Origin of the sequence: Burkholderia sp. AU28863, from assembly GCF_002223195.1 — a bacterium.
Taxonomy (GTDB): Bacteria; Pseudomonadota; Gammaproteobacteria; order Burkholderiales; family Burkholderiaceae; genus Burkholderia; species Burkholderia sola.
Window position 1 is genome coordinate 860,613 of record NZ_NKFE01000003.1, and the last position, 21,529, is coordinate 882,141.

Sequence of the window (21,529 nt, forward strand, 5' to 3'; positions counted from 1 at the left end):
GTGTGTCGATGTCGCGGCTCAGTGCACCTTGGCGCTGGTGAACTTGAGACTGGTCCCGCTGTTCGCGGTCACGAGCCAGTACGTCGAGTCGGTGATGACGACGCTACCGAGGCCTTGCGTGATCAAGGGCAGCGAGAAGGCCTTCTTCGGCAGCAGCCACGTCATGTTCGCGAGGCTGGTCGGGTGGCTGGCGGCGAATGCCCAGCCGCTGCCCGTATCGGTGGCCGACCACGTGACGTTCAGGCGTGCGCGGTCGAACACCGTGATGTCGGTCATCGTGTACCACTTGAACTGACCCGTGAGCTTCAGCATGTTGGCTTGATTGAAGATCGCGGACAGCGTCGACGTGTAGGACGATGCGCCGAGCGGGTGTGCATAGATCAGCCGGCTCGTGCGGTTCGCGACGACGAAGTTCATCAGCGATGCGTACCAGTTGTTCACATCGGCAGTCGGCACCGCATACTGCTGGAACTCCTCGAACGTCGCGTACTTGCCGAACGGCATCACCGGGTAAGCCCACAGGCCTGGGTTCAGCAGCGCGCCGTTGCGGTATGCGCGGGTCGGCGCCGAGCCGGTGTGGCCGGTGAAGTAATAGCCGTTGAAGCCGTTGCTTTCGAGCCAGTTGACCGACCACGTCGGCGTGTTGCCTTCCGGCGCCGCGTACTCGACATCGGGCAAGGCTGTCGTCGCCTGGACGGCCTGGTGGTTCATCACCAGGTACTGCGTGAACGTGCTCGCGTTCGTTTCGCTCGCATTCGCCCCCCAGTAGTCGTGAATCCAGCCGCCGTGGCTGCCGACGCGATGGCCCTTGCTCACGAAATACTTGAGGAGATTCTGCGCGGACGGGTTGTTGGCGAGATTGATGCCGCCACCGTCGCCGAAGGCCGCTTCATCGGGGCCGGCCGTGACCACGAGCGAGAACGGCCCGTTGTTCCATACGCCGAGACTCTTCAGGTAGAGCGCCGGCTGGATCTGGTCGCCCGCGCAGAAGTGCCAGTTGAACACGAGCCCGGCCATCGCCTTCGGCAACGGCGACAGCGACGGCAGGTTCAGCATCTGCGTGCCGAAATAATGCAGGTAGCCGTGAATCAGCATGCCGTCGGTCTGGCCGTCGAGGTAGGCGAGCGGCAGGTTGACGAACAGCACGCCGCCGTTGCCGTACGTGTTGTAGCCGGACACCAGCCCGAAAGTCGGCGAGGTCAGGATCGTCGTGCCGGTGTACGTCCCCTGGGTGACGAAGCTCGGATAGCTGAGGAAGCCGTACACGTAGCCGGAGATGCCTTCGAGCGTGTCGGCGGTGGTGGCCAGCGTCGACGCGAGCGCGTTGGCCGTCTTGCCGGTCGACGTGCTCAGCAGCGAATTGGCGGTATACGTCGTGGTTTTCTTGAGCTTGCCGGCCACGGTGCCGGTCAGCTTCGGGGCCGTCTGGTTCAGCACGCCGCTGCCGGTGGACGGCGTCGTGTACTGGAACCATGCGCCGTGGTTGTAGTTGGCGAGGCCGCCGGGGTTCGACGGGCTCGCGGACAGGAACTGTGCGCTGCCCGACGTCGAAGTCGTCGACGTGCCCGAGGGGCTCGTCGCCGCGAACGCGCTGGCGGTCGTGGCGGTCGACGAAGTCGTGGTCCACGCCATCGACTTGCCGGGGGGCACCTGGAGCGTGCGCAGCCAGCTGCTCATGCCGGTTACGTTGCCGAGACCGATCATGTTGCCGCCGTATTGGTCATACAGCACATAGTCCACGCCGACCATGCTGCTGAAGCGCGATTTCGGGCTGACGTAGAAGCCGGCCGAATTCAGCACGCCGAAATCGTAGACGAGCATCACCTTGCCGCCGTTCAGCGCGTAGTTCTGAATCGCCGTCACGAGCGCGTCGGCGGCGGTCGTATGCACCTGATCGGGCAGGATCAGGCCCGGATACTGAGACAGCGTCGCGCCGGCCGCCATGAACTGGCTGTCGGTCATCACCTTGATCTGCAGCCCTTCCTCCTGGGCACTGTCGAGCCATGCGGATACGCGCGAATCGGGCAGCGTCAGCGTATCGGGCACCAACAGCAGAAGCTGGTTGGTGGCCGCCTGAACGCCGCCCGGACTGAATGCGAACGCGAGCGCGAACAGCGCGAACAGGATCCGCAAGAACTTGCCTGACTTTGCCAACATGGTGTGCTCCTCGCTCAAGGAATGGGGGGCGTGCGGCAGCCGGGATACGCGTGCCGCCAGGTCGAGCAATCCAGCCCCGTAGGTGTTGTGCGGCTGTCCGGTTCGTCGGGTATCGAGCGGTGCGTGTCAGGGCGGTCCGACTGCGCAAATGCGCCGGTGCGCTGCGCTGCCTTCACCGGTGAGAGGACTCGATGCGACGCATTGAAAGAAGCGAACAACGTGCCATTGGCGCAGGAGGCCCGGTCCTGCGGGCTTCTTGCGCTGCAGGTCGCGCGGCACGGTCGCAAACCCGGCGGATTCGTTTCATCGCTGATACGGCGCGTTGGGACGCGCTATCAGCAGACGGAATCGCGATCGCGCGTCAGTGCGCCGGGCCAGCTCGCGCAGTAGGTATAGAGCGTGACCAGCAGGCCGATCAGCAGCGGCCCGCCGAGCAGGAAATAGCAGAACGGCAAGAACAGCAGCGAGCCGTGATGGACGATCGTCGCGTGCAGCAGCATCACGAACGGCAGCGCGAACACGAAGTAGCCGAGCACCAGCAGCGATGCGAAGGCTTTTTGCAGCAGCGAGAAATCGAGCGGGTAGTACAGTGCGGCCATGACCAGCGGAATCAGGGCGATCGCCGCGCCGTGCAGCACGAACATGTCGCGCAGATGCAGCTGCGGGACGTACGGGAACGTGCCGGGCGCGAGCCAGAAGTACGCGCAAATCAGCAGCTGGGTGAAGCTCGCGATACGTAACAGATATGCAACAGGCAGCCAGTGCGAGCGCCGGATGAACGATGCGGCGAAGCCGATCATACAGAGCGCGGTGGTGGCGACGAGCAGCGTGCCGCTCGGCATGCGGGCCGCGACGTCGATCGACAGCAGCGGCACGCGCGGTGCGTCGGCCGGATAACCGATCACGATCACATGAAGCGCCGGATCGATCTGGCGCGCGCCCCACGCCATCACCGCGCGCCAGTAGCGCCACGCGAGCGGCATTCCGAACCACAGCGACGCGTACAGCGCGGGTGTCAGCAGCGCGATCGACGACAGCCAGCGCTGCGGGTGCGCGTGGGTGCGCAGCGAACGGTCGACGGGAGGACGGACGGGATGCGTGTGCATGGCGCCCGCCCGCTTACCAGCGATAGAAGACGCTGAGCTCGCCGCCGATTCGTGAGTAATACGGGTTGTGGTAGTAGGCGAATTCGAGTTGCGTTCCCCACTTGCGCGTGACCCAGTAGCGCCATTTCGCGGTGATCTCGTGGCTGCGGAAATCCGCGATCTGCGAGCCCGAGCCGGTGACCTGATACGCTTCGCGGCCGACGCCGCCGCGCAGCACGATCACGCTCTTGCCGACTTCGCCGTAGGTGACGGCGCCGTAGTAGGCGGGCGCCTTCACCGATCCGGGCGAATCGACCGTATAGTTCGCGCCCGCCTCGAAAATCCACTTCGGCAATGCGTACCAGATCACGCCGGCGTGATAGAGCTGATCGCGGTGGCCGCTGCGGTTCCATGCGTAGCCGGCGCCGAGCGACACGACCAGCGAACGATCGGGCAACAGCTTGCGGTTGATCGACGCGTCGATGCGCGCACTCGGCAGGATCGTGCCTGACGTGGTGCCGGAAAAGCCGATCCCGCCGAACCAGTCGGGGCCGAGGTTCTGCACGTAGGTCAGCGCGCCGAGCTGCGTGTTCTCGCCGAAGCGGTGCAGTTGCGCCAGTTCGCCGAGCACGGTGCGGCTGCCGTCCTGATAGACGCCGCGCAGGTGCACGCCGTACCAGTCGCCGTAGCCGTGCGTCAGATGTGCGCTCGAATAGCCGAGCGACAGCTCGGTGTGCGATTCCTGCGGCGCCTGAACATGGGTGACGACTGCATCGGGCAGCGGCGGCCGGTTCGTATCCTCGGGCGTGAACTCGGCGAGCGGCACGCCGTCCGGCAGGCCTTCGGCCTCCACGCGCACGAACATCGATTCGTCGCGCATCCTTGGCGTGATGACGGTCGGGGGGGGCGGCTGCACGGCGGGCGCGGCGGCGGCATCGTCCGGCTGCTCCGCCAGCGCCGCGGGCGCGCCGAAGGCGACGCCGCACAGCATCGCGAGGGTGGCAACCGGCACGCGCGGGCCGCGATGGCTGGGGCGATCGGACATGAGGCGCTCCTTAACGGGATGTGTGAAACCAGCCGCTGCGCCACGCGACGAGATCGCCATGCACGCACGCATGATTGACGATCGATACGTCGCGCGCGCACGCGCTGACCGGATGACCGGCGACGCCGATGCGCGCACCCGTCAGTCGCAGCAGGCCGCCGGCCGACACGACGCCGTCGATGCAGCTCGCGTGGGCGAGCAACACGTCGTCGCGCGCGAATACCGCGCCGTGCAGCAATGCGCGGCGTTCGAGTTCGACGCGATGTGCCTTGACGCTGCCGCGCAGCACGCAGCCTTCGCCGAGGACGAGCGTCCCTTCGACGATCAGGTTGCCTTGCACGACCGTGTGCGCGGGCAGGCGAACGTCGCACGGCAGCAGGTAACGACCGTGCAGGAAGCGATGTGGCAGCGACGCGAAGTGACGGGTGAGCGTGATCGCGCGGCGCGGGGCGGCCGGTGTGTCGGCAGGCCGCTCGCCGGGTGCCGCGCCGAAGACGATCGGCTCGCCATACAGGCACGCGAAGCCGCCGGCGCCGCGCAGGCGCACCGTGTCGCCGACCACGACGCCGCGGAGCACCGCGCCGTCGACGTCGATCAGCGGCGCATGCGCGAGCGTGCCGATCGTCGCGCCGGCATGAATGTCGATGCGCTCGTCGGCGAACGCGTACGCGGCCCGCGCGCCGTCGTCGAGCGTGATCGAACGATCGGCGTAGAGCACGTCGTCGCGATGCGCGTCGCGTGCGACATGGATCGCGTCCACATGCTCGACGGGCAGCCCGAGCGCTTGCCACGGCGGCGCGCCGGATGCATCCGGCGGCGGCGTGCCGGCCACGTGCGCGCGCAGCGCGTCGTGCCAGCGCGCGGCGAGCAGCGCCTGATCGACGAACGGCCCGTCGCCGATCGGCAGCGCCGCGACGTCGCTGCGCCGGATCAGTTCATGCAGCATCGGCAGGAACGGCAGGCTGAGCACGCCGGCCACCGGCACCATCACGTTGAAGGTCGTCATCGCTCATCGCTCCGGTTTCAACTGCCGGCGAAAACGCTCGGTCTTGTCCCATTTCAGTTCGCGGCGGAACGCGGCGTCGAGCGCGAGGCCCCACAGCGCGGAGACGACCGCCGCGATCGTCACGCAAAAGCCGACGACGTTGACCGGCACGAGCCGCAGCCGCGTCGCGCGGCCGTCGAGCCGCGCGGCGACGACGATCTCGAAGAACACGCCGAAGTTGCCGAAGGTGCTGAACGAGAACAGCGCGAACAGCGACAGGAGCAGGCCGAGCGCGGTCGAGTTGACGCCGTTGAACAGGTAGAGCGCGAGCGCGGCGCTCCAGGCGATCGCGAGCAGCGCGGGCATCGCGAACACGCCGAGCAGCAGCGCGCCGTCGAGCCGGCAGCGTCGCGAGATCAGCGGGGTGCGCAGCACCGGAACCAGATAGCGCAGCATCGTCTGGTTGTGGCCCTTCGCCCAGCGCGTCAGTTGCCGCGCGCGGACGGCCCAGCGCTCCGGCACTTCCTCGTAGCATTCGGCGTGGTTCAGATAGACCGTGCGCCAGTCGCTCAGCAGCAGGCGGTAGGTCATGTCGGTATCTTCGGCCAGCGTGTCGTCGCACCAGCCGCCGACGGCGTCGAGCGCGCCCTTGCGGATGCCGCCGACCGTGCCGCCGTATTGCGGCACCAGGTTGAGATTGTTGCGGGCTTGCTGGTTGACCTGATAGCCGCCCGCGCGCTCGAGATCGAGCAGCCGCGCGAGCAGGTTGCTGTCGGCGTTCTGCGGCACGACGCGGCCCATCACCGCGCCGACTTCCGGGTCGAAGAACGGTGCGACCAGTTCCTTCAGCAGCCCCGGGCGCGGCAGGTAGTCGGCGTCGAATACCACCATGATGTCGCCGCGGATGAAGCGCAGCGCATCCTTCAGCGCGGCTGCCTTGCCGGGCTTGCCGGTCTCGCGGTGAAACGGCTGGATCAGTTCGGGCGCGAGTGCGCGGACTTCGTCGATCAATGCGCGCGTGTTGTCGGTCGAGCGGTCGTTGACCGGAATGATCGTCAGCCGGTCGCGCGGGTAGGTCGTCGCCAGCAGCGCCATCAGGCAATCGACGATGACGGTTTCCTCGTTGTGGGCGGCGACGAAGACGGTGAGCCGCGGCCAGTCGCCGTGGGTCATCGTCCGGTACGGCGCGTGCTGCGGCTTGAACAGGCGGTCGAGGCTGAATACGTAGTGCCGTGCGGCATACGCGCACGTCAACAGCGTGAACAGCCACAGGTACGCGACACACGGTATCAGCAGCAGCTCCGGGTCGAACGCGATGCCCGGCGGAGGGGAGGGGGGCGGCTCGAGCGACGTGTCCGTATCGGGCGAGGCCGGCGCGACGAGCGAGAGCGTCACGCTGTCGAGCGCGGTGCGCTCCATCGCGAGTCCGGTGGTTGCGGTCGTTGCGGCGGGCACGCCGAACCGGACCGGTTCGGCGATCGCCTGCGAGGCGGTGTCGCGCACGATGAGCGAGCAGGCAAGCACGATCAGCAGCAGGATGCCTTGCTCGCAGAGTGACGCCGCCAGCGTTTTCTTCATGTCCCCATCCCCGTGCCCGCAACGACGACCGATGAGAGCTGAAGGCGCTCCGTGGATCGCGCGGACGTCAATGGGAAACGATGGCGCATTCGTTGCAGGGCGGTTGTCGGCTGCCCCGGACGGACGTGTCGCGTCGTCTCCCGGCTTCGTTGCTTTGGTGTTCCCGTCCGTCTGCTGCGATGCGAGTGCTTCGGGACGCACATGTCCGACATCAAGCAAGGCGTGAGCCATCTGCCGCGATGCCCCGCGCAGCAAGGGGGCGCGCGCGGGGAACGGATGCGGCGCGCGTGCAGCCCGCGTGTTTTGATTCACTGACGAATCAGCATGAGCACGTCGCATCCGACCCCGCACGGTCGGGCGCGCGCCGCGAGCGCGTCGCGCGGCGCCCGGCCGTCCAAGCCGCAGATGCCGGCTTGCCGGGTACGGCTTGGCATGACGGGCCGTCGTGTGCCGTTCGGCGTGCACGCGTCGGCCCCGCGATTACCACGGCGCACTGCTTTCACATGAGACAAATGGACCGGACTCCGATGTATTCGCCGGTTTCGAATCCGCGTTACACATCCGCAACATTTCCCGCGCCCCGATTCGTGTGATGCAAGGCAGCGTCGGATGTCGATGAAATCCTGCGCGCGCGACGACGGTCGACGCTCGAGTGCGCACCGCGCACTGCACAGACGAAAGGGGCGAATCGAGGCGACGCAACGCGCGTCGAAAGGTCAACGCGATCCGCATCGTCACGGGGGCGCGACCTGCATGCGCGATTCGTCGGACGACGTCGTCAGACGGATCGCGCGAACGTCCGACTGTTTATCGGTGTCGCGTCGATCCGGCGATGCGGGCGTCCGTAGCAGTTGTGAAACATTCCGTCACGCACCGTTCGCGGGCAATGGCCGCCGAGCGAAGCGGGCCGCGACGCGAGCCGGCTGGTTTGAATATTGCTGGTGTGGGAGGACGTGACGCTCGACACGGCGAGGAACGACTCATGACGTGATTGATCCAGTGCAACGGGACGCCGGTAGTACGACGATTCGCGCGGCCCGGACCGCGCGGACGAAGCGGTGCGCTCGCCCCGCAACACCGCCGCGTGTCGCTCGCGTGCGAATACGGGATGCGCCGCCCGAATACATGCTTCGCGCCACGTGCAGGATCGCCAGGCGCGAAGCGGGCTAAACGAGGACAACGATGAAGAAGATCTTGCTTGTGTTCGGGACCCGGCCGGAGGCCATCAAGATGGCGCCGCTGGTGCGTGCGCTGAAGGCGCAGGCGGATGTCGACGCCCGCGTGTGCGTGACCGCGCAGCATCGGGAAATGCTCGATCAGGTGCTGACGCTGTTCGACATCAAGCCCGACTACGATCTCAACCTGATGCGGCAAGGCCAGACGCTGACCGACGTGACGACCGGCATTCTTCAGGCGATCGGCATCGTCTTCGACGATTTTCGGCCGGACGTCGTGCTGGTACACGGCGATACGACGACCACGCTCGCGGTGAGCCTGGCCGCGTTCTATCGCTATCTGCCGGTCGGTCACGTGGAGGCCGGCTTGCGCAGCGGCGACATCTGGTCGCCGTGGCCGGAGGAGCTGAATCGCCGCGTGACCGATGCGGTGTCGTCATGGCATTTCGCCCCGACCGGGCAGGCACGCGACAATCTGCTGAGCGAGGGCGTGCCGGGCGGGGCGGTCTCGCTGACCGGCAACACCGTGATCGATGCGTTGCACGAGGTCAAGCGCATGCTGGATTGCACCGCCGCGCTGTCGGACAAGATCGCCGCGTACTTCCCGTTTCTCGAACCGTCGCGGCGCGTCGTGCTGATCACCGGCCATCGCCGCGAAAGTTTCGGCGAACCGTTCCGGCATTTCTGCGACGCGCTGTGCACGCTGGCGAACCGCTATCGCGATGCGCAGTTCGTCTATCCGCTGCACCTGAACCCGAACGTGCGGGACCCGGCGCGCGCGCGGCTCGGCGGCGTGCCCAACATCTACCTGATCGAGCCGCAGGAATACCTGTCGTTCGTATTCCTGATGTCGCGCGCGCATTTCATCATCACGGATTCGGGCGGCATTCAGGAAGAAGGGCCGGCGCTCGGCAAGCCGGTGCTCGTCACGCGCGAGACGACCGAGCGGCCCGAAGCGATTCAGGCCGGCACCGCGCGGCTCGTCGGCACCGATCAGGACCGGATCGTGTGGGAGGCGTCGCGGCTGTTCGACAGCGAGAGCGCATACGAGGAAATGTCGCGCGCGAGCAATCCGTACGGCGACGGCCACGCGAGCGAGCGGATCGTCCATGCGCTGATGCGCACGCCCGGCGTATCCACGAAGACGACCAGCTTCTCGATGGGCGCCGCGGAGATGCCGTTCAACGCGCTCACGCTCGGATTGCAGGCGTTGCGGTCGCCGTGAGGAAGATCGCCCGCTAGCGCGTTGCGGCGCGTTCGGCGCAACCGTCAAGCATCCGGTCCGGCCGCGAGGTCGGCCGGATGTTTGCCTATGTGCGACCCGGAACGCACGCATCCCGATGCACTCGGAAGCCACACCAATGACACGTCCGGTCCCCGGCCGTGCCTTTTCCCCGCTTGCCTAAAACTCCCGAATTGCCGCAATCCGACGTCAAATCCGAAATGGTTCGATAATGCGGGCGGCGATCCATGCGGACGAGCGCCGGCCGGGGCGAAGGTGAAAGGTTGCGCAGGCAACCGGCCGACGGCATCGTTCGCGGCATCCGCCCGACCGTGCGTGCACGCGACACGGTCGACGAAACGGCGCCACGCCTGCCTGATCGTTCGGAATGTGCGCCGCGCCGTTCGAATCCCCACTCGATGCCTGCCCGGCGGGCATCGCAACCAGGAGGTGAACGATGATCACGCTGACCGTCAACGGTAGCGAGCAGCACTTCGACGGCAATCCCGACATGCCGTTGCTCTGGTATCTGCGCGATGTGCTCGGCCACACCGGCACCAAGTTCGGCTGCGGGATGGCGCTGTGCGGTGCGTGCACCGTGCATCTCGACGGCGTCGCGATCCGCGCGTGCATCACGCCGGTCGCGGCGGCCGCGTCCCGGCGCGTGACGACGATCGAGGGGCTGTCGACGGATCTCACGCACCCGCTGCAACAGGCGTGGCAGGAACTGAACGTCGCGCAATGCGGCTACTGCCAGTCCGGGCAGATCATGCAGGCCGCGTCGCTGCTGAAGACGAATCCCCATCCGAGCGACGCCGACATCGACGATGCGATGTCCGGCAACATCTGCCGCTGCGGCACCTATACGCGCATTCGCGCGGCGATCCGGCTGGCCGTGCGCCGCGGAGGTGATGCATGAGCGCACCCGAACTCTCCGTCCACAACGAAAGCCGCCGCGCGCTGCTGCTCGGCTTCGCATCGGGCGGGCTGCTGCTCGCGTTCGGCGTGCCGACGCTCGCGCAGGCGGCCGCGCCGGTGCAGCCGCCCGTCAGTGCGAATCCGCAGTATGGCGGCGCCGGGATGCCGCACGGCTTGCGCGACGATCCGAACCTGTTCGTTGCGATCGCACCCGACGGCACCGTCACGGTGACCTGCATCCGTTCCGAGATGGGCCAGGGCGTACGCACGAGCGTCGCGCTCGTGGTCGCCGACGAACTGGGCGCGGACTGGGTGCGCGTGAAGGTCGCGCAAGCAGTCGGCGACGAGCCGCGCTACGGCAACCAGAACACCGACGGTTCGCGCAGCCTGCGCCAGAGCTTCGCCGCGCTGCGCCGTGCGGGGGCGGCCGCGCGCACGATGCTCGCGCAGGCGGCCGCTGCCGTGTGGGGCGTCGACGTGCGTCAGGTGAAGGTGACGGTGCACGAGGTCGTCGACACGCAAAGCGGGCGCAAGCTCGGCTTCGGCGAACTGGCCGCGAAGGCAGCCGCGCTGCCGGTGCCCGATACGAAAAGCGTGGCGTTGAAGGCGCCGGCCGAATTCCGCTACATCGGCAAGGGCAAGACGGCGCTGATCGACGGACGCGACATCGTCGGCGGCCGCGCGCGGTACGGGATCGATACGCGGCTCGACGGCATGCTGTATGCGGTCGTCGCGCGACCGCCGGCGTACGGCGACACGGTCGCGTCGTTCGACGCATCGGCCGCCGAGAAGCTGCCGGGTGTCGTCAAGGTCGTGCAACTGGCGTCGACGCCGCTGCCGTCCGGCTTCCAGCCGCTCGGCGGCGTGGCCGTCATTGCGCGCGATACGTGGACGGCCATCCAGGCACGCGCGCAGTTGAAGATCGACTGGAAGCGCGGGCCGCATGCGGGCTACGACTCGGCCGCGTATCGCAAGACGCTCGAAGCGGCCGCCGCGCAGCCGGGCGACGTGATCCGCAACGACGGCGATGCCGCGGCCGCGCTCGCCGGCGCCGCGAAACGCGTGCGCGCGACGTACTACGTTCCGCATCTCGCGCACGCGACGATGGAGCCGCCCGCGGCGGTGGCGCGGGTGGCCGACGGCCGCTGCGAAGTGTGGACCTGCACGCAGGCGCCGCAGACCACGCGCGACGAGATCGCGAAGGCGCTCGGCGTGCCGGCCGAGCGCGTCACGGTCAACGTGACGTTGCTCGGCGGCGGCTTCGGCCGCAAGTCGAAGCCCGATTACGTGGTGGAAGCCGCGCTGCTGTCGAAGGCAGTCGGCGCGCCGGTGAAGCTGACGTTCACGCGCGAGGACGACATCGCGCACGACTACTTCCACGCGGTGTCGCTCGAAGCGTTCGACGGCGGGATCGATGCGGCGGGGAAGGTGGTCGCGTGGCAGCATCGCACGGTGGCGCCGTCGATCCAGTCGACGTTCCGCGCCGGCGTCGTGCACGAGCAGCCGGGCGAGCTCGCGCAGGGCATCGCGGATCTGCCGTTCGCGATTCCGAACGTGCGGATCGAGAATCCGGCGGCCGAGGCGCACACGCGGATCGGCTGGTTCCGCTCGGTGTACAACATCCCGCATGCATTCGGCATCCAGAGCTTCGTGTCGGAACTCGCGCATGCGGCCGGCCGCGATCCGAAGGATTTCCTGCTCGACCTGATCGGGCCCGCGCGGCGTTTCGAGCCGCACATCACGGTGAAAAACGTGAACTACGGCGAGGATCCGGCGCTGTATCCGGTCGATACGGGCCGGCTGCGGCGCGTGGTCGAGACGGTCGCGCGCGAAGCCGGCTGGGGGCGCAAGCTGCCGAAGGGGCGCGGGCTCGGGATCGCCGCGCATCGCAGCTTCGTGTCGTACACGGCAGCGGTGTGCGAGGTGCAGGTCGATGCGGACGGCAGGATCTCGGTGCCGCGCGTCGACATCGCGATCGACTGCGGGCCGCAGGTCAATCCGGAGCGGGTGCGCTCGCAGCTCGAGGGCGCGGTGGTGATGGGGCTCGGCATCGCGCTGCATGGCGAGATCACGTTCAAGGACGGCCGCCCCGAGCAGAGCAACTTCAACGGCTTCCAGGTGCTGCGGATGAACGAGGCGCCGCGCGAAATTCGCGTGCATCTCGTCGCACCGGACGACTACGCGACGCCGCTCGGCGGTGTCGGCGAACCGGGCCTGCCGCCCGTCGCGCCGGCGCTGACCAACGCGATCTTCGCGGCGACCGGCACGCGCATCCGCAGCCTGCCGGTTGCCGATCAGCTCGCGAAGCCGCAGGCGGGCTGACGCGACGGCTGTCCCGCGCCGGGTCGCCCCGTGCGGCCCGGCCCACTTCCCGGATACGCGGACGAGCAGGCGCGTCGTTGTCGTTTGCGAACGACCGTGCTAAATTCCTGCCAGCACTTGGCGTCACGCAACCCTTCATTCGGCTGGCACGGCCAGCACCCCGGGAGGCAGCACGATGAGCCTGTTGATGTCGCGACGCGATCTTGCGTTCCTGCTGTATGACTGGCTCGACGCCGAAGCGCTCGTCGCGCTGCCGCGCTATGCGGAGCACAGTCGCGAGACTTTCGACGCGGTGCTCGACACCAGCGAGCGTATCGCCGAAGACCTGTTCGCGCCGCACGCGGCGCGCGGCGATCGCGAGGAGCCGCGGTTCGACGGCGAACGCGTGACGCTGATCCCGGAAGTCGAACCGGCCGTGCGCGCGTTCGCGGACGCCGGGCTGATCGCCGCGGGCCACGACGAAGCGCTCGGCGGCATGCGCTTGCCGAAACTGGTCGAAGCCGCGTCGTTCCTGTTCTTCCAGGCCGCGAACATCGCGACGGCCGCGTATCCGTTCCTGACCGTCGCCAATGCGAACCTGCTCGTCGCGCACGGCAGCGCCGCGCAGATCGACGCGTTTGCGCGTCCGGAGCTGGAAGGGCGCTTCCTCGGCACGATGTGTCTGTCCGAACCGCAGGCCGGCTCGTCGCTGTCCGACATTGCGACGCGCGCCGATTTCGAATGCGATTCGCCGCTCGGTGCGCGCTACCGGCTGACCGGCAACAAGATGTGGATTTCCGGCGGCGAGCACGAGCTCGCGGAGAACATCGTCCATCTCGTGCTCGCGAAGATTCCCGACGAGCACGGCCGGCTGCAGCCCGGCACGCGCGGCATCTCGCTGTTCGTCGTGCCGAAGTTCCTGACGGGCGTCGATGGCGGCGCGAACGGCGAGCACAACGACGTCGTGCTCGCCGGGCTGAACCACAAGATGGGTTATCGCGGCACGACCAACTGCCTGCTGAATTTCGGCGAAGGGACGCGGTACCGGCCGGAAGGGCGAGCGGGCGCGATCGGCTACCTGGTCGGTCAGCCGAATCACGGGCTGGCCTATATGTTCCACATGATGAACGAAGCGCGCATCGGCGTCGGTGCGGGCGCGGTGGCGCTCGGCTACACCGGCTATCTGCATGCGCTCGACTACGCGCGCAATCGTCCGCAAGGGCGCCCGCTCGGGCCGGCCGGCAAGGATGCGGCCGCGCCGCAGGCGCCGATCGTCGACCATCCGGACGTGCGCCGCATGCTGCTCGCGCAGAAGGCGTATGTCGAAGGCGGCCTCGCATTGATCCTGTACTGCGCGAAACGCGTCGACGAAGCGCGTGCGCACGACGATGCGGCGGTGCGCGCCGATGCCGCGCGGCTGCTCGACATCCTGACGCCGATCGCGAAAAGCTGGCCGTCGCAATGGTGTCTTGCCGCGAACGATCTCGCGATCCAGGTGCACGGCGGCTACGGCTACACGCGCGACTATGCGGTCGAACGGCTCTATCGCGACAATCGCCTGAACCCGATTCACGAAGGCACGCACGGCATTCAGGCGCTCGATCTGCTCGGCCGCAAGGTCGTGCAGGACGATGGCGCGTCGCTGCGCGCACTCGATGCACGCGTCGGCGCGACCGTCGAGCGCGCGCAAGCGCTGGAGGCCGGCACGCGCGAGCAGGCCGATGCGTTGGCGCGGCGCTGGGCGCGGCTGGGCGACGTCACGCGGGAACTCGGCGCGATCGGCGATCCGCAGACGCGACTCGCGAACGCGAGCGTGTATCTCGAAGCGTTCGGCCATCTCGTCGTCGCGTGGCTGTGGCTCGACGTGACGCTCGCCGCGCACGGGCGCGACGGCGATTTCCACGACGGCAAGCGCGCGGCGGCCCGGTACTTTTTCCGCTGGGAACTGCCGAAGGTGGATGCGCAGCTCGACCTGCTGTCGAGCGTCGACACGACGACGCTCGGCATGCGCGACGCGTGGTTCTGACCGTGGCTTCAACGACATTCCGGAATACTGACGATGTTGCCGATGCCGTCGGGCATCGCATACGCGTCGTGAACCGGCCGCGCGGGGATGTCCCGCACACCGTACCGATGCCCGGCCACGCCGCGCAAGGAGAGATAAGCGCATGAAAGCCCTGTTGTGTACCGCATTCGGCCCGATCGACCGTTTGCGCATCGCGGACGTCGCGATTCCCGAACCGGCTGCCGGACAAGTCCGGATCCAGGTGAAGGCGGCGTCGCTGAACTTCCCCGACGCGCTGATCGTCCAGGGGCTGTATCAGGTGAAACCGGCGCTGCCGTTTTCGCCGGGCGCCGAGTTTGCCGGCGTGGTCGACGCGGTCGGCGAGGGCGTCACGGCATGGCGGCCCGGCGATTCGGTGATGGCGTTTACCGGCCACGGCGGGTTCGCGCAGCAGTGCGTGGCCGACGCGCACCAGCTCGCCGCGCTGCCGCCGGACATGACGTTCGAGCAGGGCGCGGCGCTCGTGCTCGCGTACGGCACGTCGCTGCACGCGCTGCAGCAGCGGGCGCGTCTGCAGGCGGGCGAGACGCTGCTCGTGCTCGGCGCGGCCGGCGGCGTCGGGATCGCCGCGATCGAGATCGCGAAAGCGCTCGGTGCGCGCGTGATCGCGGCGGCGTCGAGCGCGGACAAGCTCGCGCTGTGCCGCGAGGCAGGCGCCGACGAGACGATCGACTATGCGACCGAGGACCTGCGCCGCCGCGTCGACGAACTGACCGGCGGGCGCGGCGCCGACGTCGTCTACGATCCGGTGGGCGGCGCATACAGCGAAGCGGCGCTGCGTGCGACCGCGTGGCGCGGCCGGTTTCTCGTGGTCGGCTTCGCGGCCGGCGAGATCCCGAAGCTTGCGCTGAACCTCGCGCTGCTGAAGGAGCGCGACATTCTCGGCGTGTTCTGGGGCGATGCGGTGCGTCGCGATCCGGCGCAGCATGCGGCGAACATGCGGCTGCTCGCCGAATGGTTCGCGGCCGGCAAGGTGCGGCCCACGATCACCGAACGCGTGTCGCTGGACGGCGCGGCCGATGCGATCGCGCGGATGGCGAACCGGCGGGTGAAGGGCAAGGTGGTGATTTTGCCGGACGCGTGATCCGGTTTCGCCGCGCGCTGCTTCGACGCAGGCCGCGCGGCCTGGGCTTCACGAAAGCGGGCGCGGTGCGATCGATTGTAAAGGCGTCGCGACCCGACAGTCGGGCGCACGATGTCGATCGGCGCTGAAGCGAACGCCGCAGCGGCTTCAACCCTTCGGCAAACGCAGCGTGTCGAGCGCGAGCTGCGAAAACTCGACCCAGAACCGTTCGTTCGCGATGCCGGCCTGCAGTACCAGATGCTGCAGGCGCTTCGTGCGCGAATCGCCGGCCACCGAAGCGCCGTCCGCGGGATCGCCGGCCGCCAAAAAATCACGCGCCTCGATCTGCAGATACAAGTCCAGCTTTTCCTGATGCAGCGCGATGCGCCGCCGGATCTCGTCCTCGAGGCCGGCCGGCCCGAGCACGGCTTCCGCGCGCAGGCGCACCATCAACGCCTCGCGCAGCGGCGTCGGATCTTCCGGTTCGGCGATCCAGCGGCGCAATTCCTTCTTGCCGGCCGGCAGGATCCGGTACGCGCGCTTGCGGCCGCGGCCGGACTCGGCGGGCAGCGATTCGATCCAGCCCGTTTCCTCGAGACGCCCGAGTTCGCGATAGATCTGCTGGTGCGTCGCCTGCCAGAAATAGCCGATCGATCGATCGAAACGGTCGGCGAGCTCGGACCCCGAACCGGGGCGTTCGGCGAGGGCGGTGAGAAGCGCGTGAGGCAGGGACATGTCGGATCGGGGAAGGCTGCGCAATGAACCGAATCTTGCCATATCGGTGCCGCGGCACAATCGGTGGGGCCTCTTTGTGCAACATGTTGCATAAACAAAATCGACGCGCTACCATCTGTGCAACTTGTTGCATAAAAAATGGAGACGCCCCGATGACCTCCCGTTATCCGCATTTGACGACCCCGCTCGAACTCGGCTTCACGTCGCTCAGGAATCGCGTGTTGATGGGGTCGATGCACGTCGGCCTCGAGGAAGCGCCGAACGGCTTCGAGCGGATGGCTGCGTTCTATGCGGAGCGCGCGCGCGGCGAGGCCGGCCTGATCGTCACGGGTGGATTCGCGCCGAACGAGCGCGGCCGTCCGGGGCCGGGCGGTGCGATGCTGACGACCGAAGCGGAGGCCGAACACCATCGTGTCGTGACGCGCGCGGTGCACGCGGAGGGCGGCCGGATCGCGTTGCAGATCCTGCATTTCGGGCGCTACGCCTATCATCCGGCGCTCGCGGCGCCCAGCGCGCTGAAGGCGCCGATCAACCGGTTCACGCCGCATGCGTTGACGAGCGACGAGGTCGACGAGACGATCGCCGATTTCGTGCGATGCGCGGCGCTCGCGCAGCACGCGGGCTACGACGGTGTCGAGATCATGGGGTCCGAGGGCTACCTGATCAACGAATTCATCGCCGCGCGCACGAACCATCGCGACGATGCGTGGGGCGGCGCGTACGACAACCGCATCCGCTTCGCGGTCGAGATCGTGCGGCGCGTGCGCGAGCGTGTCGGCACGAATTTCATCGTCATCTACCGGCTGTCGATGCTCGATCTCGTCGAAGGCGGCTCGACGCTCGACGAGGTGATCCGGCTCGCGCAGGCGATCGAGGCGGCCGGCGCGACGATCCTCAATACCGGCATCGGCTGGCACGAGGCGCGCATTCCGACCATCGCGACCAAGGTGCCGCGCGCCGGGTATGCGTGGGTGACGCGGCAACTGATGGGCAAGGTCGGCATCCCGCTCGTCGCGACCAACCGGATCAATACGCCGGAAGTCGCCGAGCAACTGCTCGCCGACGGCTATTGCGACATGGTGTCGATGGCGCGGCCGTTCCTTGCCGATGCCGATTTCGTGCGCAAGGCGCGCGAAGGGCGCGCGGACGAAATCAACACGTGCATCGGCTGCAACCAGGCGTGTCTCGATCATACGTTCAGCGGCCGGATCACGTCGTGCCTCGTGAATCCGCGCGCGTGTCATGAAACCGAGCTCGTGATCCAGCCGGCGCCGCGGCGCAAGCGGATCGCGGTGGTCGGCGCGGGGCCGGCCGGCCTCGGCTTCGCGGTCACGGCGGCCGAACGCGGTCACGCGGTCACGCTGTACGAAGCCGGCGCCGAGATCGGCGGCCAGTTCAACATCGCGAAGAAGGTGCCCGGCAAGGAAGAGTTCAACGAGACGCTGCGCTATTTCCGCCGGCAGATCGAATTGCGCGGCATCGCGCTGCACGTCAATACGCGTGCGACCGCCGAGATGCTGTTGCAGGGGGAATTCGACGAAGTGGTGATCGCGACGGGCATCGTGCCGCGCACGCCGCCGATCGACGGTGTCGGGCATCCGAAGACGCTCGGCTATCTCGACGTGCTGCGCGACGACAAGGCCGTCGGTCGCAACGTCGCGATCGTCGGCGCGGGCGGCATCGGCTTCGACGTCGCCGAATATCTCGTTCATCGCGACGGCGGCGAGCGTGTCGATGCGGACCGGTTCTTCAGCGAATGGGGCGTCGACCGGTCGTATGCGAATGCCGGCGGCCTGGGTGAAGCGCGGCCCGAACCGGCGGCGCGGCACGTGCACCTGCTGCAGCGCAAGGCGTCGAAGGTCGGCGACGGGCTCGGCAAGACCACCGGATGGATTCACCGTACCGCGCTGAAGGCGCGCGGCGTCGGGATGTCGTCGTCGGTCACATATCGGCGGATCGACGACGACGGCTTCCACGTGACGATCGACGGCGTCGATCAGACGCTGCCGGTGGACAACGTGGTGATCTGCGCGGGGCAGGAGCCGTCGCGCGAGCTGGCGGCGCAACTGCAGGCTGCCGGATGCCGCGTGCATCTGATCGGCGGCGCATACGAGGCCGCCGAACTCGATGCGAAGCGCGCGATTCACCAGGGCACGACGCTGGCGGCGACCCTTTGATTGATACCGATCCGTTTCTGTTCCGTCCCACCACATGACTGGAGACTGCGATGACGCATTCCCCGCTGCATGTTCATCCCGCCGTCGCGAAATCGCTCGACGCATGGCATGCGATGGTCGAACGCAAGGATTTCGGCGCGCTGGAATCGATCGTCCACCCGGACGCCGTGTTCCGTTCGCCGATGGCGTTCAAGCCGTACGGGCCCGCGCCCGCGCTGTTGATGGCGCTGCGCACGGTGATCACGATCCTCGAGAATTTCACGTATCACCGCCAGTTCGCGGCCGACGACGGCAAGAGCGTCGTGCTGGAGTTCGGCGCGACCATCGGCGACAAGGCGCTGAAGGGGATCGACATGATCCGCTTCGACGACGACGGGCGGATCGTGGAGTTCGAGGTCATGATCCGGCCGTTCAATGCGCTGCAGGCGCTCGGCGCGGAAATGGGCGCGCGGCTCGGGCAGCAGTTGCCGGCGTTCAAGACCGGCGGTTGAGCGGTGCGGCGACTATCGTGCAACCGGCTTGCGGCCGCGTAGCCGGGCTGAGCGCGCGAGGTCGTGGGTAGCCTCGACGAGGCGCGCGGCAGGCGCGCGCGCGTGCGGACGCACGCGTTCGCGGCACACAACCGGCCGCAGGCCGACACGCCGTGGGTGCAGTTCGGCTTCCCGCCGTAGACGCGCGGAGCGGCAACTCGAGCTGTCAAAATCCTGACGGATCAAGTTGATATATTGTATCATCTGACGTTTTCGTCGCCGGTCGGCCGGCTGCCCGGGCCGCTCGCGTGCGACGACATCCAACGAAGATCGATACGACGTGACGAGAACCGGACACACCCCGGCGCGCGGGGAGCGGCGCCATGCCGCGCCGCGCCGGCACGCGAGCGCCTGGCGCACGCGCGCGGCACGCAGTTGCACGACCTTGGTCGGCTGCGCGATCGCGACCACCGGCGCGCTGGCCGCCGAAGCCGCCGCATCGTCGCCGGACGACCGGCGCGCGCTGCCTGCGATCAACGTCACGGCTTCGTCCGCACCGGCCGACCCGCTGACGCAACCACTCGAAACCGGCTCGCGGCTCGGGCTCGCGAGCCTCGACACGCCCGCGAGCGTCGAAGCCGTCACGGCCGACACGATCGACGCACGCGGCGATCGCACGGTGCGCGATGCGGTCACGCGCACCGCGGGCTTCGCGAGCGCGATCGCGCCGGGCACCGGCGGCACCGCGTTGAGCGTGCGCGGCTTCAGCGGGCAGGAATCGGTGATGACGCTGCTCGACGGCGTGCGGCTGATGCCGGCGGCCGGCACGAGCACGTTTCCGTTCGACACGTGGTCGGTCGAGCGCATCGAGGTGTTGCGCGGCCCGGCATCGGTGCTGTACGGCGAAGGGGCGATCGGCGGGGTCGTGAACGTGGTGCCGAAGCGGCCGCAGCGCACGCGCGAGACGACGCTGCAGGCCGGCGTCGGCCCCGACGGCGCGAAGCGCTTCGCGTTCGATACGACGGGCGCGCTCGGCCCGCGGGCGTCGTACCGCTTCTACGCGAGCGATGCGCGCGCGAACGGTCTCGCCGAGCGGGCCGATACGCATACGACGGCCATCGGCGGCGCGCTGACATTCGACGTGAGCCCGCGACTCACGCTGACGCTCGACTACGACTACGGGCGCCAGATGCCCGCGACGTACTATGGCGTGCCCGCGCCGAACGGCGTGCTCGATTCGTCGCTGCGCAAGCTGAACTACACGGTTGGCGATGCGACGATTTCGTACTACGACCAGTGGACGCGCCTGTCGGCCAGCTATCGGCCCGCGCCCGGCGTGACGATCGACAATCAGCTCTACTACCTGACGTCGAACCGCCACTGGCGCAACGCGGAATCGTATGCGCTCGACGCGGCGACGGGGCGCGTCGCGCGCGGGGACTATCTCGACATCGGCCACCATCAGCGGCAGATCGGCGACCGGCTGAGCGTGCGCATCGACGGCACGCTGTTCGGTCGCGCGAACCGTTTCGTCGTCGGCACGGAATTCAGCCGGATCACGTTCAGCGGCATCAACAATTCGCCGTACGGCGGCGAAACGACGGTACCGGCGCACGGCTTCGATCCCGGCGTATTCACGAGCCCCGACCCGACCGTGCCGCAGTTCGGCACGCGCGTGCGGCAGGCGGCGGTATTCGCGGAGAACCGGCTCGACGTGCTGCCGCGGCTCGCGTGGGTGAGCGGCCTGCGCTACGACCACATCGCGTTCAGCCGCGAACAGGCGGCGACCGGCGCGGGCTTCGACAAGCGGTTCGCGAACGTCGGCTGGCGCACCGGTTTCGTGTTCGACATCGCGCCGACGTTCAGCGCGTATGCGCAGTACACGACGGGTGCGGAGGGCGTCGGCTCCCTCGTGACGCTGTCCGCGTCGCAGGCGGGCTACCGGCTCGCGACCGGCGAACAGTGGGAAGCCGGGCTCAAGCAGATGCTGCTCGACGGTCGCGCGTACTGGACGTTCGCGGTGTACGACATCACGAAGCGCAATCTGCTCAGCACCGACCCGTACAATCCGGCGCTGCGCCAGCAGGTCGGCCGGCAGTCGTCGCGCGGCGTCGAGCTGACCGGCGGCGCGCGGCTGCCGCACGGCTGGACGATCGATGCGAACGTCGCGCTGCTGCGGGCACGCTACGACGCATTCAACCAGACGGTCGGCGGCGCGACGGTGTCGCGGGCCGGCAACGTGCCGTCCGGCGTGCCGCAGCAGACGGCAAACCTGTGGCTCGGCTGGGCGTTCGCCGAGCGCTGGCGCGCGGATGCGGGCGTGCGCTACGTCGGCGCGACGTACGGTGACGACGCGAATCGCGTGCAAGTGCCGTCATACACGGTGTTCGATGCGTCGCTGCGCTGGCAGCCGACATCACGCACCGAGCTCGCGCTGTATCTGCGCAATCTCGCGAACCGTACGTACGCGGTGACGACGTCGAACGGCGGCGAGCAATGGCTGCTCGGCCCGTCGCGCTCGGCGGAACTCGTCGCGACGATGCGCTTCTAGGG

14 protein-coding genes are annotated in these 21,529 nt (G+C 68.1%); 8 read left to right on the forward strand and 6 right to left on the reverse strand.

Going from position 1 to position 21,529, the window contains the following annotated elements; translation table 11 throughout:
* Positions 1-18: 18 nt before the first annotated feature.
* The 5 genes from CFB81_RS06405 to CFB81_RS06425 all read right to left on the reverse strand — a co-directional run bounded on the left by CFB81_RS06405 (position 19) and on the right by CFB81_RS06425 (position 6,850).
* Positions 19-2,157, reverse strand: coding sequence for a hypothetical protein (locus CFB81_RS06405; RefSeq protein WP_069617148.1), 2,139 nt, complete (start codon positions 2,155-2,157; stop codon positions 19-21).
* Between the two features lie 335 nt (positions 2,158-2,492).
* Complete coding sequence (locus CFB81_RS06410; RefSeq protein ID WP_089434855.1) at positions 2,493-3,263, reverse strand: hypothetical protein; 771 nt, start codon at positions 3,261-3,263, stop codon at positions 2,493-2,495.
* Between the two features lie 13 nt (positions 3,264-3,276).
* Positions 3,277-4,287, reverse strand: a complete 1,011-nt coding sequence (locus CFB81_RS06415; protein WP_069617150.1) for a YaiO family outer membrane beta-barrel protein — start codon at positions 4,285-4,287, stop codon at positions 3,277-3,279.
* A 10-nt stretch (positions 4,288-4,297) separates the two neighbouring features.
* Positions 4,298-5,293 carry a polymer-forming cytoskeletal protein gene (locus tag CFB81_RS06420; RefSeq protein ID WP_069617151.1) on the reverse strand — a complete coding sequence of 332 codons (996 nt, stop codon included), beginning with the start codon at positions 5,291-5,293 and terminating at the stop codon, positions 4,298-4,300.
* Between the two features lie 3 nt (positions 5,294-5,296).
* The gene (locus CFB81_RS06425) at positions 5,297-6,850 is read right to left on the reverse strand and encodes a glycosyltransferase family 2 protein (RefSeq protein WP_089434856.1); all 1,554 of its coding nucleotides are present in this window, start codon (positions 6,848-6,850) and stop codon (positions 5,297-5,299) included.
* Positions 6,851-8,032: 1,182 nt separating this feature from the next.
* Between CFB81_RS06425 and wecB the strand changes: the two genes are divergently transcribed.
* The 5 genes from wecB (at position 8,033) to CFB81_RS06455 (ending at position 15,615) form a co-directional block, all read left to right on the forward strand.
* The gene (gene wecB, locus CFB81_RS06435; RefSeq protein ID WP_069617153.1) at positions 8,033-9,250 is read left to right on the forward strand and encodes a non-hydrolyzing UDP-N-acetylglucosamine 2-epimerase; all 1,218 of its coding nucleotides are present in this window, start codon (positions 8,033-8,035) and stop codon (positions 9,248-9,250) included.
* Positions 9,251-9,704: 454 nt separating this feature from the next.
* On the forward strand, positions 9,705-10,166 hold the full coding sequence (locus CFB81_RS06440; RefSeq protein ID WP_069617154.1) for a (2Fe-2S)-binding protein: 462 nt from the start codon (positions 9,705-9,707) through the stop codon (positions 10,164-10,166).
* Positions 10,163-12,487, forward strand: a complete 2,325-nt coding sequence (locus CFB81_RS06445; protein ID WP_069617155.1) for a xanthine dehydrogenase family protein molybdopterin-binding subunit — start codon at positions 10,163-10,165, stop codon at positions 12,485-12,487. Before CFB81_RS06440 ends, CFB81_RS06445 begins: the two co-directional genes overlap by 4 nt.
* A 175-nt stretch (positions 12,488-12,662) precedes the next feature.
* Positions 12,663-14,492 (forward strand): acyl-CoA dehydrogenase, encoded by a 1,830-nt coding sequence (locus CFB81_RS06450; protein WP_089434857.1) that lies wholly within the window; start codon positions 12,663-12,665, stop codon positions 14,490-14,492.
* A 142-nt stretch (positions 14,493-14,634) separates the two neighbouring features.
* The gene (locus CFB81_RS06455; protein WP_069617157.1) at positions 14,635-15,615 is read left to right on the forward strand and encodes an NADPH:quinone oxidoreductase family protein; all 981 of its coding nucleotides are present in this window, start codon (positions 14,635-14,637) and stop codon (positions 15,613-15,615) included.
* A 147-nt stretch (positions 15,616-15,762) separates the two neighbouring features.
* Here CFB81_RS06455 and CFB81_RS06460 read toward each other — a convergent pair whose 3' ends face one another.
* Complete coding sequence (locus tag CFB81_RS06460) at positions 15,763-16,329, reverse strand: PadR family transcriptional regulator (RefSeq protein WP_179235918.1); 567 nt, start codon at positions 16,327-16,329, stop codon at positions 15,763-15,765.
* A gap of 152 nt (positions 16,330-16,481) precedes the next feature.
* Between CFB81_RS06460 and CFB81_RS06465 the strand changes: the two genes are divergently transcribed.
* From CFB81_RS06465 to CFB81_RS06475, 3 genes are all read left to right on the forward strand, one after another.
* Entirely contained in the window at positions 16,482-18,506 is a 2,025-nt protein-coding gene (locus tag CFB81_RS06465) for an FAD-dependent oxidoreductase (protein ID WP_089434859.1), read from the forward strand.
* Positions 18,507-18,556: 50 nt separating this feature from the next.
* Complete coding sequence (locus CFB81_RS06470) at positions 18,557-18,997, forward strand: nuclear transport factor 2 family protein (protein ID WP_089434860.1); 441 nt, start codon at positions 18,557-18,559, stop codon at positions 18,995-18,997.
* Between the two features lie 319 nt (positions 18,998-19,316).
* Positions 19,317-21,527: a TonB-dependent receptor gene (locus CFB81_RS06475; protein WP_373452642.1), complete on the forward strand. Its 2,211-nt coding sequence runs from the start codon at positions 19,317-19,319 to the stop codon at positions 21,525-21,527.
* Positions 21,528-21,529: the final 2 nt, after the last annotated feature.